Below are 12,190 nucleotides of genomic sequence, written 5' to 3' on the forward strand. Positions count from 1 at the left end.
CATCCAGAACATGGTTGAGACTGTCAATATCGAGATTGACAATCAACCCGATACATCTTTGTTTGTTATCAAAGAGATGAACAGCGTGGAGTCTAACTGGGATGCTCGACAAGTCAGCCGATGTGGTCATTATCGGGAGCGGTCCGACGGGTTCCGCCTATGCCAGGGTCATTCGTGACAACTGGCCGGAAGCGCGAATTTTGATGGTGGAGGCCGGCCCCCAGATCAGACAGGAGACCGGCGCCCACCTCGACAACATCACCGACAACCAGGCCCGCGCCGAAGCCGAGATCAAGGCACAGGGGCCGACGCCAGCGCCATATGCGCCGATCACGCGAGAGGAATGGGACGCGCGGCGTACGGGCGGCTTCGACGCCTCGCTGCTGCGCCGTCAGGGGCTGTTCATGGCCAATGATGGCGACCCCAAGGACGACACACTGTTTGCGGGCTTTTCGGCAGCCAACCTCGGCGGTATGGGAACGAAATGGACGACAGGCTGCCCTCGCCCATCCCGCGCCGAGCAGGTACCCTTCATCAAGCCCGACGTCATGGCGGAAGCGCTCGACCACGCGGCGATCCTGCTGAAGGTCAATCCGGACCTCCATCCTGGCGATCCTGTTGCAGAGAGCCTACGCGACCGGCTGGGGAGCCTTTTCAACGCCGGCCGGCCCGATGATCGTCGGGTTCAGCCTATGCCGCTTGCCAGCACAGCGATACCGGGTGGCTTCCTGCGCCACGGTACCGATGTGATCCTCGGATCCTTGATCGACGAGCCGAAGGAACTGTTCACGATCGCCACGAAAACGGCGTGCCGCCGGGTATTGCACGAGGGCGGCCACGTCAGCGGCGTTGAACTTGTCACGCTGGATGACGGCGCCGTTTGGCAGGTGGAAGCGGGCACGGTGGTCGTCGCTGCCGACTCCCTGCATTCGCCGCAGCTGCTCTACGCATCCGGTATCCGTCCCGATGCCCTCGGCCGGCATATCAACGACCACTATCAGGTCACCAAGCTGATCGAGATGGACACCGAGCAGCCGATGGAATCGATGAGTTGGATACCGAGCGCCGATGACTGGCTTTTCTCGGTCACGATCGCGCCGACCAGTGCCCACACACTCCCCTTCCCGGCCACGTTCAATGGCCAGCCGGTGTTTATCGGCGTTTTCTGCGCCTCCGACCTGATCCCGGAGAATCAGGTCCTGTTCGACGAGAGCAAGCCGGATTGGCTGGGACTGCCGTCGATCTCGATCAAGGCGCACAAGACTGCCGACGATCTCGCCCGGCTCGAACAAGGCAAGGAACTGGTCGCGCGGATTGCGGGCACGATCGGCCGGCCGGCCGAGGGGTTCGAAACCATCGTCCTTCCTGTCGGCAGCTCGCTTCACTATCAGGGCACGATACGCATGGGCGCTGAGGACGATGGCACCAGCGTCTGCAACCAGGACAGCCAGGTCTGGGGCTTCGACAATCTCTATGTTGCCGGCAATGGCATCATTCCGACTGTGACGGCTTCCAACCCGACGCTGTTTTCCGTGGCTCTGGCCACGCTCGGTGCACGTCGCGTTGCGCGCAATCGCCACACAGCCTGAAGGACGCCGTCCGGCATGAACAATGTCGACGCTCTTAAAAAGCAGAACCGGAGACATCAATTGCAAGCAGAACCATTATCGGTCCTCGTGGTCGGCCTGGGCCAGATGGGAACGAGCCATGCCCTGGCCTATCACAAGCATCCCGGCTTCCATGTCGTCGGCCTGGTCAACCGCTCAACACCGAAGCTGCCGGAAGAGCTGTCAGGCTATCCGGTGCGCGATGATTACCTGAAGGCTCTGGCAGAGTTTTCGCCGCAAGTGGTGTCGATCGCCACGCATACCAACACCCATGCCGACATGGCTGTCGCGGCGCTCGAAAGCGGCGCCCATGTGTTTGTCGAGAAGCCGTTGGCGGCGAATGTGGCCGATGCGGAGCGCGTGGTCGCGGCGGCCAAGGCCAATGGCCGCAAGCTGATCGTCGGTTACATCCTTCGCCATCACCCATCCTGGATGCGGATGATCGACGAGTCCCGCAAGCTCGGCGGCCCCTATGTGTTCCGCATGAACCTCAATCAACAATCGAGCGGCAGTGCCTGGGACATCCATCGCTCCATCATGCAGACGACATCGCCGATCGTCGACTGCGGCGTCCACTATGTCGATGTGATGTGCCAGATCACCGACTCGAAGCCGGTGGAAGTTCGCGGAATGGGTGTGGGTCTGGCCAAGGGGCTGCCATCGGGCATGTATAATTATGGCCACTTCCAGGTCATCTTCGAGGACGGCAGTGTTGGCTGGTACGAGGCCGGATGGGGGCCGATGATGTCGGAGACGGCGTTTTTCGTCAAAGACGTCATCTCGCCAAACGGCTCGGTTTCGATCGTCATGGATGAGGGCGCAAGCTCTGCAAGCCTCGATGCCCACACCAAGACATCCCGACTGCGGGTTCACCACGCAGAAACCGATGCTGCGGGTGGCTTTGCCAGGTCGGACGAGTGGCTGGACATGCATGACGAGCCCGACCACCAGATGCTGTGCGACCGCGAGCAGGACTTCGTCTATCGCGCCGTGACCGAGGATCTGGATCTCGCCCGCCATATGGACGACGCCGTGACATCGCTGAAGATCTGCATTGCCGCCGACGAGAGCGTTCGATCCGGGCAACCGATCAAGCTTTAGCAGCCACACGATCCAGCCTGTGTTCTCCACCGTCCGTGCGCGAACACAGGCCTCGGCTATTCTTCACCAGCCACGATCTTGGCCTCTTTCGCTGCATCTGCAATGAAGCAGGCGATCTGCGGCACCAACAAAACCATTGCACCCGCTTGTTGCTCGATGCGATATCGATTGCGTACCGTGACAGCAGTTGATCGCCGCCTGTTTTCCTGGAGACACCATGACGTTCGACCCATCCCTCTCCGAGCTCGCCGATGAAGCCAAGACCTGGCGCCGGACGATCCACCAGTACCCGGAACTGCTGTTCGATCTTCCGAAGACCGCAGCGCTGGTGACGGAAAAGCTTGAGGCTTTCGGTTGCGACGAAGTCGTCGGCGGCATCGCCAAATCGGGTGTCGTCGCCGTCATCAACGGCACGAGGGGCGCCGGCAAGACCATTGCCCTGCGCTGCGACATGGACGCCCTGCCGATGTTGGAGCAGACCAACCTTCCGCATGCCTCAAAGGTCGAGAACATGATGCATGCCTGCGGGCATGACGGCCATACGGCCATGTTGCTGGCAGCCGCCAAGCACCTCTCGGCGAATAGGGATTTTGCCGGAAAGGTCGTGCTGATATTCCAGCCGGCCGAAGAAGGTGGCGGCGGCAGTCGCGTGATGATCGAGGAAGGTGTGCTCGAGCGCTTCGGCATCGAGGAAGTGTATGGCATGCACAACCAGCCGGGGCTCGATGTCGGCTCCTTCGCCATTCGCAGCGGCCCGATGATGGCGGGCGGCGATCGCTTCGTCGTCACGATCAACGGCAAGGGCGGTCATGCGGCCTATCCGCATCTGTGCCACGACCCGGTGCTCGCCGGCGCGCAGATGATCGTCGCGCTGCAGTCGATCGCCTCACGCTTCACCAATCCCTTCGATCCCGTCGTCGTCTCGGTCACCTATATCGAGGGTGGCAATGCCAGCGCGCTCAACGTCATCCCGGCGGCAATCAAGATCGGTGGCACCATTCGAACCATGCTGCCGGAGACCCGCAAGGCTGTCGAGGCGCGCTTCCGCGAGGTTGTCTCGACCACTGCGAAGCTGATGCAGACCGACGCCGAGCTCGATTGGCGCCCCGGCTATCCCGTAACAGTCAACGACCCTGAAAAGACCAGGGTTGCCGCTGGTGTTGCGCAATCATTCGCCGGCGCCGACCGCGTCGATAGCGACTGGCCCGCGACGATGGGCTCGGAGGATTTTTCCTATATGCTGGAGAAGCGCCCGGGCGCATTGATCTGGCTCGGCAACGGCGATACCGCCGACCTTCACAATCCGGCCTATGATTTCAACGATGACGCGATCATCCACGGCCTTCGCTATTGGGTAACGCTCGTCGACCAGCAACTTAACGGCAAAACGGACGTTTGAAATGGCTGAGGCAACGAAGGTACATCTATCGTTCGACGAACTCGTTTCATTGCTGGAACAGATCTTTCTGAACAACAACGTCTCCGCAACGAACGCCCGCATCCTGGCGCTGAATTGCGCATCATGCGAGCGGGATGGCTCGTTCAGCCATGGCGTATTTCGCGTCCCCGGTTACGTCTCCTCGTTGAAGAGCGGATGGGTGGATGGCGCAGCCGTTCCCGAGGTCGAGGACTGCGGCCCGGCGTTTCTGCGCGTCAACGCCAACAACGGCTTCACACAACCAGCCTTCCTCGCCGCACGTGATCAGTTGGTCGAGAAGGTGAAGACGAATGGCGTCGCCGTCATGGCCGTTCGCCGCTCGCATCACTTCAGCGCGCTCTGGCCTGACGTCGAGCCCTTTGCCGATCAGGGCCTCGTGGCACTCAGCGTCGTCAACAGCTTCGCCTGCGTCGTGCCGCATGGCGGCAAGAAGGCGCTGTTCGGCACCAACCCGGTGGCTTTTGCGGCCCCGCGCGAAGGCGCGCCGCCTTTCGTGTTCGATCAGGCGACGAGCGCCATAGCCAACGGCGATGTGCAGATGGCCGCCCGCGAAGGCAAGCAGTTGAAGCCGGGCATGGGCGTCGATCGCGACGGTCAGCCGACCACCGATCCAAAGGCCATTCTCGACGGCGGCGCGCTGCTGCCGTTCGGTGGCCACAAGGGCAACTCGATTGCACTGATGGTCGAGATCCTTGGGGCGGCACTGACGGGCGGCTACTTCTCCTCGGAGTTCGACTGGAGTACGCATGAAGGCGCCCAGACGCCCTATACCGGCCAGATGTTCATCGTCATCGATCCCGAACGCGGCGGCAATGCCGTGTTCCAGCATCGCGTTGCCGAGATCTGCGACCTGGCACTGGACGCTGGACAGGAGCGCCTTCCGGGCGACCGCAGGCACGTCACCCGAGCACTGGCTGCCAAAGACGGCATTCCGCTCGATGCAGAAAATCTGGAAAAGCTGAGAACACTGGCTGCTGGCTAATTTGTTACCGGTTGGGAGATTGCGATAATGACCGCTCCCCCACAGGCACCGGCTGTTCGGCGCGCATGGCTCTGCGACACCTGGCCGAATGCCTCAGCCGCACCGGCGGCTGAGTAGCAATCCTGGCCATTATCGCGGACGATCTCTCTATCGTCGATTACGCCGCGGTTTTGGCAGCGCTTAGACCGGCATTGCGGGACTTCATCAGCGGCTGGATATGTTCACCGAACTGTTCGATGCCAACGATGAAATCGTCGAAGGTCATCATGACGCCCTCGATGCCGGGCTGCACGGCGATCACGTCAAGCATTGCGGCCACTTTTTCATAGGAGCCAATCAGCTTCAGCATGCCGGTTGGCTCTGCCGTCTCAGGATTTGCCAGCATCGCTGCGGCCCGGCGTGCCATGCCGCCTGCGGTGGAATTTGCTGCCGCGTTCTTGTCTGCGGCAGACTGGCTGCGCTGCCATTCGATCGCTTCGAGATCCGTACCCTTCTTGTAGTGTTCCCACTTCGCGAAGGCCATCTCGTCGGTGCGGTCCGCGATGATCATCAGCAGCGTATAGGCGCCGACCTTGCGACCATAGGGCTCCGTCACATCGAGCAGACGCTTGGCGTTGTCACCGGCGCGATCGACATTGTTGATGCCGCTGCCTGCACCGACGAAATTATAGTCACAATGTTCGCCGACGAAGCGCATGCCGCTGTCGCTGGCGCCGGCTGCCACGATATCGATATGGCCGGAGGGACGCGGCGACAATTTGCAGTCGTCCATCTGGAAGTAGTCGCCCTGGAAATTGGAGACGCCGGTCTCCCACAGATCCTTCATCACGCTCACATACTCGCTGGCATACTGGTAGCGGCGGCTGAAGTGTTCGTCGCCGGGCCAGAGACCCATCTGCTGGTATTCCTTGGGCTGCCAACCGGTGACAATGTTGACGCCGAAACGGCCGGGTGCAATCGAATCGATCGTCGAGGCCATGCGGGCGGCCAGCGCCGGCGGCATGGTCAGCAGCGCGATCGAGGCATAGAGCTTGATCTTCTGCGTCACCGCGGCGATGCCCGCCATCAGCGTGAAGGCTTCCAGATTGTGCTGCCAGTATTCGCTGGGGCCATTGAAGCCGCGCAGCTTGATCATCGCCAGCGCAAAGTCGATCCCGTAATGCTCGGCACGCTGCACGACAGTCTTGTTGAGATCGAACGTCGGATAAGTTTCCGGCGATGTCGTGGAGATCAGCCAGCCGCGGCTGCCGATCGGAATGAATACACCCATCTTTACCATTGCTATTCCCTTTTTTGCTTATCAACTTGGCGGCCGTGTCAGGCCGCAGATTTCTCGGCCATCAGCTCGGGATTGCGGGTCTTCATCAGCGGCTGGATGTGCTCGCCGAATTGCTCGATACCGACGACAAAATCATCGAAGGTCAGCATGATTCCCTTGAGGCCCGGTGTCGCGGCAATCTCGTCCAGCATGCGGGCGACGTTTTCGTAGGAGCCGATCAGCTTCAGCATGCCTGTCGGCTGCGGGTTCTGGATCTGGCGCACCAGCGCTGAGGCCGTGGACCCCTCCTTTGCGACGGTGTCCTGGCCTGCCTGGCTTGCCTGCCATTCCAGCGCCTCGATATCCGTGCCTTCCTTGTAGTGTTCCCACTTGGCGAAGGCCATTTCATCGGTGCGGTCGGCGATCACCATGAGCAGTAGGAAGGCGCCTGTGTCCCGCCCCGTCGCCTTTGCCGCCGCCTCGACCTTGGCGACCATCGTCCTCGCACCATCGGTCTCGTTCATGTTGCCGCCGGCGCCGATGAAGTTGTAGTCACCATACTCGGCGACGAACTGCATGCCGCGCTCGGACTGCCCTGCCCCGACGATCGGGATATGCGCAGAAGGGCGCGGCGAAAGCTTGCAGTCGTCCATCTGGAAGAAGTCACCCTTGAAATCGGACACGCCCTTGGTCCAGAGGTCGCGCATGACCTGCACATATTCGGAGGCGTAGTCATAGCGACGGGAGAAGTGCTCCGGCGTCAGCTCCAGGCCCATCTGCTGGTATTCCTTGGGCTGCCAGCCGGTGACCATGTTGATGCCGAAGCGGCCGGGAGCAATGGAATCGATCGTCGACGCCATGCGGGCAATCACCGCCGGCGGCATTGTCAGCATAGCCACCGATGCGAAGAGCTGGATCTTCTTGGTGACAGCCGCGATCCCCGCCATCAGCGTGAAGGATTCGAGATTGTGCACCCAGTATTCGCTCGGGCCGTTATAACCGCGCAGCTTGATCATCGACAGAGCGAAGTCGAGACCATAGTGCTCGGCGCGCTGGACGACCGTCCGGTTGAGATCGAAGCTCGGCATGGTCAGCGGCGAGGTTGTCGAAATAAGCCAACCGCGACTGCCGATGGGAATGAAGACGCCGATTTTTGTCATTGAGCTGTTCCTACCACTTGTTGAAAATACCCCAGGGAAGACTTGAACGAGACCACCGCAATGCCAAGCGACGAATTCGAAGCTCGACCTTGAGAAAATCTCATCTGCACCCGATCCGGCGCCACCGGCATCAATGCGACATGCGCGGTCGCCCTCAGGCGGCCTTGCTTTGCTCCGCCATGAACGCCGCGCCGACGAGCTTGGCGCAGGCGATCACCTTGCGATCCTGATAGCGGCGAGCGACCAGAGAGAGGCCGACCGGCCGACCATTCGGGCCTGTAAAGCCCGGCACATTGACCACCGGAACCTGCAGCAGCGTCCACATGGAGTTGAACGAGGCGTCGCCGGTCAGTTCGATGCCCTCAGGCGCCTCGCCGGTCACGCTCGGCGTCAGAATCAGATCGTAGCCAGCTGCAATGTCGTCGAAGATCAGCCTGCACTCGTCGGCGAGACGATAGGCGGCCCGCGTTTCGGCGATGCTGTAATCGTCGCGGTTTTCGACGATGGCGCGGAAATCGTCATGAATATCTGATGTCGCCGCATATTCGTTGAGAAACGCCGCACGCCCCTCTCGCCGCAGGATCTTGCGGTGTGCATCGTGGATCGCCTCGAAGGGTGGCGGCAGCGCGACCTCGCTGACAACGGCACCAGCGTCTCGCAGACAGGCGATGCCCGACGCCATCGCCGCCTCGGTTGCCGGCATCGCCTTGTGCCAGACGGGGGAGCGGCAGACGCCGATGCGCATGCCTGCCAGCCCCCAGGGTGTTGCCTGCTCCAACGCATCAAGCCTGAAGACGTCAGCCAGCAGCGCCAGATCATCGGTAGAGCGGGCATAGAGGCCGAGCGTGTCGCATGTGGCGGAGTACATTTTCAGCCCTTCACGGCTGATCGAGTTCCATGTCGGTTTCCAGCCGTATATCCCGCAGAACGAGGCCGGACGGATCGTCGAGCCGCCGGTTTGGGTTCCGAGCGCAATCGTTGCCTGGAAATCGGCCACGGCAGCGGCGGAACCGCTGGACGAGCCTCCGGGCGTGCAGTCGAGCGCGATGGGGTTACGGGTCGGGCCGCCGCGATTGGTCGTCGCGAATTCCGTCGTCACCGTCTTGCCGACAATCAGCGCGCCGGCGGTTCTCAGCATATCGACACAGGCCGCATCCACGCCGGGGCGGCTGTCCCGGTAGCGTGACGTGTTGTGTTGGGTCGGCATGTCCTTGGTGTTGATGACATCCTTTACCCCGATCGGCACCCCGTGCAGCGGTCCCTTGGTCTCCGCGGCATCGAGCCTTCTCGCCTCGGTCACGATCTGGTCGCGATCGAACCAGGCATAGGCCTGAACCTCTTCGCCGCGCGCATCGACGCGTGCGATGATCGCCTTGGCAACATCTGCGACAGCGAGCGTGCCGCTGCGGGTGAGCGAAGCAAGCGTTGTAGCATCCAATTCATTGGGCTTGGACATCGGTCATTCCTTCATCTGTCAGTAAAGGGAGAATATCCGCGCGATGGCGGCCGGATCGTCGGTGACGGTCAGCGCCAGAGCGAGCAGGATGCGCGCCTTCTGCGGGTTGAGGTTGTCTGCTGTCAGAAAGCCGAGTTCCTCCAGCCGCCTGCCGCGATGAACGATGCCGCTTCCGGCGCGGGTGGATTGCATTACGACGACGCCGGCCTTGCGGGCGCGCGTAAGCGCCTCGATCTGGGCGGGCGTTACGAGGCCGGGCGCAAAACCTGCCGAAACGATGCCCTTGGCGCCAGCGGCAACAAAGGCATCGATGTCGGCGCCATCCGCACCGGCATAGGCATAGCTGATATCGACGCGCGGCAAGGCTTCGAGGCCGCTGACATCGAACTCGGTGACGGGTGCCGTCTGCCTCTCGGTGCGTCGATAGTAAGCGACCGTTTCGCCATCGACATAGCCGAGAATGCCGAAATCGGGCGATCGGAAGGTCTGAAGCCGGAAGGTTGCGGTCTTGGTCACTTCACGGGCCGCGTGAATCTCGTCGTTGAGCAGCACCAGGACGCCACGCCCCGCCGACTGCGGTGCCGCCGCCACCCGGATCGCGTTGACCAGATTGAGCCTGGCATCACTGGAAAGGCCGCTCAACGGACGCTGGGAGCCGACGACCACCACCGGCACAGCGACCTTGAGCGTCAGATTGAGGAAATACGCCGTCTCCTCGAGCGTCGCCGTGCCATGGCCGATCACCAGACCGGCGATGTCAGGATCGTCAGCGACAACGCGGCTGCACAGTGCGACGAGCTGTTGCCACTCGGTAAAGCCGATTGCCGTGCTTGGGATGTTGGCGAACGGGATGGCAACGACATCGGCGACCTCAGCCGTTTCGGGAACTGCAGCCAGGATGTCTGCCGCATGCAGCATGTTCTTGTGATCGCCGTAAAAGACGATATCCAGCGGGTCCAGCCCGAGGGACGCGATGGTGCCACCCGTGCCAATGAAAGCGATTTTCCGTTTCACGCAACCCCCGATCGAACAAATCCGTCAAAGCTCGCTGAGGCTATCGCCGTCATTGTCTTTACGCGCGTCAGAATTTCTCACTATGCCGCTGAGAAATGGTCATTTGGTCCGGTCACTGCACTGCAACATAGTCTGCGCAACCGGACGGCATCCAGACTATCGGATGCCTTCAATGCAGCGATAGTTCAGGAGCGACGATGATGGATGTCGATCGATTCAAACTCGGAATGCGAAGGCTCGCATCCGGCGTTTCATTGATCACCACGCTTGCGGACGGCAACCGGCACGGTCTCGTCGCAACCGCGGTCAGTTCCGTAACGGGCGAGCCGCCATCGCTGCTGATCTGCGTCAACAAGAATGCGTCGGCACACGACCACATCAGCCGGTCCGGCATCTATTGCGTCAATGTGCTGCCTGAATCGGCACAGACGATCGCTGCCCGCTTCTCCAGTGCGATGGACCGCGAGAAACGCTTTGAAACCGGCGAATGGGAAGTGCTGGAGACCGGCGCGCCGGCGCTGGTCGGCTCTCTGGTGAGTTTCGACTGCGAAGTGCGCGAAACGCTCTCCTACAAGTCGCACACGATCTTCATAGCGGAAATCGTCGCAACCGAAATCTGGAGCAGCGAGACGTCACCGCTGGTCTACCTCGACGGCCGCTACCGGCAGATCCTCATCGAACCCGAAATGGCGATTATCGCCTGACGGCACAAGCCATCTTTTGACAGCAGCAGTGCCAATCCGACCCCGGGGGTGGCTCGATCTCGACGACTGACACGGTGCGCAGCACCAAAGTGAATGCATGGGAACAAAATAACGGGCAAAGCCCAGCAAATGGAGAGGCAAATGACCGACAAGAAGAGCGTCCGTATAACGCGGCGTGGTCTGTTGAAAGGTGCTGCGGCAACCGCCGGTGCGGCGGCGGGCTCAGGTGTGATCACCGGGTTCCCGACAATCTGGGCCCAGAACATCAAGGACGTGAAGATCGTTCACGTCGGCCAGTCCTATTCGACCATCAAGAACATCCAGGACCAGGCCAACAAGGATCTCGGCTTCACCATCGAGATGCAGACGGTCGATGTGACAACGCAGATGAACCGTATGCTGACGCAGCCGAAAACGATCGATATTGCCGATCTCGGCAACACCTCGGTCCGGTATCTGCTCAACAAGAACATTGTCCAGCCGATCACCACCAAGGAATACAAATGGTGGGACAAGACCGTTTCCCTCTTCCAGACCGGCAAGTATCCGAATGGCAAGGAGGCCTCGCTACAGGGCTTTGCGCCGATCAAGTCGCAGTATTACACCGATGCCAATGCCACTGCATATTCGATGACGCCGACCGAGTGGCTGGTCGGCGTGCCACTCTATTATAATGCAGACACACTCGGCGTCCGCCCAGATCTCGTTGGCGACATCAAGATCGACAGCTGGGCGAAGCTGCTCGACCCGGCCTTCAAGGGCCGCGTGGCGCTGCAGGAAGGCGTCAATGTCGGCCTGCCGGATGCGGCGATGGCGCTGGAAGCACTTGGCGAGGTCAAATATGTCGATAAGGGCAACATGACCCGCGCCGAGATCGACCAGACGATCGCCAAGCTGATCGAGTACAAGAAGGCCGGGCAGTTCCGCTCCTTCTGGCTGAACTTCGACCAGTCCGTGCAGCTGATGGCCTCTGGCGAAGTCGTGCTGCAGTCGATGTGGTCGCCGGCGGTGACGGAGGTCAGGACCCGCGGCATTCCCTGCACCTTCCAGCCGCTGAAGGAAGGCCATCGCGGCTGGTACATCATGATGTTTGCCATGCAGCATCTTGAAGGGCTGCAGCGCGAATGCGCCATCGAGTACATGAACTGGTACAATTCCGGCTGGGCCGGCGCCTTCATCTCACGCCAGGGCTTCTACAACACCATCCCCGAAAACGTGAAGCCACTGATGACGGCCAACGAATATGGCTACTGGTACGAGGGCAAGCCCGCCAGCGAAGACATCCTCAACCCGTTCGGCAAGGTCATGGAAAAGACCGGTGCCGTGCGTGACGGCGGCGCGCTGTGGGATCGGATGGGCAATATCGGCATCTGGAACACGCTGATGGACGAGGACCGCTACCTCGTTCGCCAATGGCAGAATTTCATCGCTGCCTGATGACGGAACGAGCGGCAGCGTCATGCGGCCGCT

Annotated in this window: 10 protein-coding genes; 6 read left to right on the top strand and 4 right to left on the bottom strand. The window is 61.1% G+C overall.

Annotated features, from left to right (window positions below):
• Positions 1 to 101: 101 nt before the first annotated feature.
• The 4 genes from GVL52_RS02260 to GVL52_RS02275 all read left to right on the top strand — a co-directional run bounded on the left by GVL52_RS02260 (position 102) and on the right by GVL52_RS02275 (position 5,128).
• Entirely contained in the window at positions 102 to 1,589 is a 1,488-nt protein-coding gene (locus GVL52_RS02260; RefSeq protein WP_160003657.1) for a GMC oxidoreductase, read from the top strand.
• 60 nt (positions 1,590 to 1,649) lie between these two features.
• Positions 1,650 to 2,708: a Gfo/Idh/MocA family oxidoreductase gene (locus tag GVL52_RS02265; protein ID WP_280179086.1), complete on the top strand. Its 1,059-nt coding sequence runs from the start codon at positions 1,650 to 1,652 to the stop codon at positions 2,706 to 2,708.
• 217 nt (positions 2,709 to 2,925) lie between these two features.
• Positions 2,926 to 4,107 (top strand): M20 aminoacylase family protein, encoded by a 1,182-nt coding sequence (locus tag GVL52_RS02270; RefSeq protein WP_160003661.1) that lies wholly within the window; start codon positions 2,926 to 2,928, stop codon positions 4,105 to 4,107.
• A 1-nt stretch (position 4,108) separates the two neighbouring features.
• Complete coding sequence (locus GVL52_RS02275) at positions 4,109 to 5,128, top strand: Ldh family oxidoreductase (protein ID WP_160003663.1); 1,020 nt, start codon at positions 4,109 to 4,111, stop codon at positions 5,126 to 5,128.
• A gap of 157 nt (positions 5,129 to 5,285) precedes the next feature.
• On the opposite strand, the gene rutA (GVL52_RS02285) is transcribed toward GVL52_RS02275, so the two are convergent.
• The 4 genes from rutA (GVL52_RS02285) to GVL52_RS02300 all read right to left on the bottom strand — a co-directional run bounded on the left by rutA (GVL52_RS02285) (position 5,286) and on the right by GVL52_RS02300 (position 10,016).
• On the bottom strand, positions 5,286 to 6,407 hold the full coding sequence (gene rutA, locus GVL52_RS02285) for a pyrimidine utilization protein A (RefSeq protein ID WP_160003666.1): 1,122 nt from the start codon (positions 6,405 to 6,407) through the stop codon (positions 5,286 to 5,288).
• 38 nt (positions 6,408 to 6,445) lie between these two features.
• Complete coding sequence (gene rutA, locus GVL52_RS02290; protein WP_160003668.1) at positions 6,446 to 7,546, bottom strand: pyrimidine utilization protein A; 1,101 nt, start codon at positions 7,544 to 7,546, stop codon at positions 6,446 to 6,448.
• A gap of 154 nt (positions 7,547 to 7,700) precedes the next feature.
• A complete protein-coding gene (locus tag GVL52_RS02295) occupies positions 7,701 to 9,002 on the bottom strand; it encodes an amidase (RefSeq protein ID WP_160003670.1) in 1,302 nt (433 codons plus the stop codon).
• An 18-nt stretch (positions 9,003 to 9,020) separates the two neighbouring features.
• A complete protein-coding gene (locus GVL52_RS02300) occupies positions 9,021 to 10,016 on the bottom strand; it encodes an asparaginase (protein ID WP_160003672.1) in 996 nt (331 codons plus the stop codon).
• 200 nt (positions 10,017 to 10,216) lie between these two features.
• On the opposite strand from GVL52_RS02300, the gene GVL52_RS02305 reads away from it, so the two are divergent.
• Together GVL52_RS02305 and GVL52_RS02310 are read left to right on the top strand one after the other, a co-directional pair.
• Positions 10,217 to 10,720 (top strand): flavin reductase family protein, encoded by a 504-nt coding sequence (locus tag GVL52_RS02305; RefSeq protein WP_160003674.1) that lies wholly within the window; start codon positions 10,217 to 10,219, stop codon positions 10,718 to 10,720.
• Positions 10,721 to 10,861: 141 nt separating this feature from the next.
• On the top strand, positions 10,862 to 12,157 hold the full coding sequence (locus tag GVL52_RS02310; protein ID WP_244619067.1) for a PotD/PotF family extracellular solute-binding protein: 1,296 nt from the start codon (positions 10,862 to 10,864) through the stop codon (positions 12,155 to 12,157).
• Positions 12,158 to 12,190 lie beyond the last annotated feature (33 nt).

The organism is Rhizobium sp. 18055 (assembly GCF_902706285.1).
GTDB lineage: Bacteria > Pseudomonadota > Alphaproteobacteria > Rhizobiales > Rhizobiaceae > Rhizobium.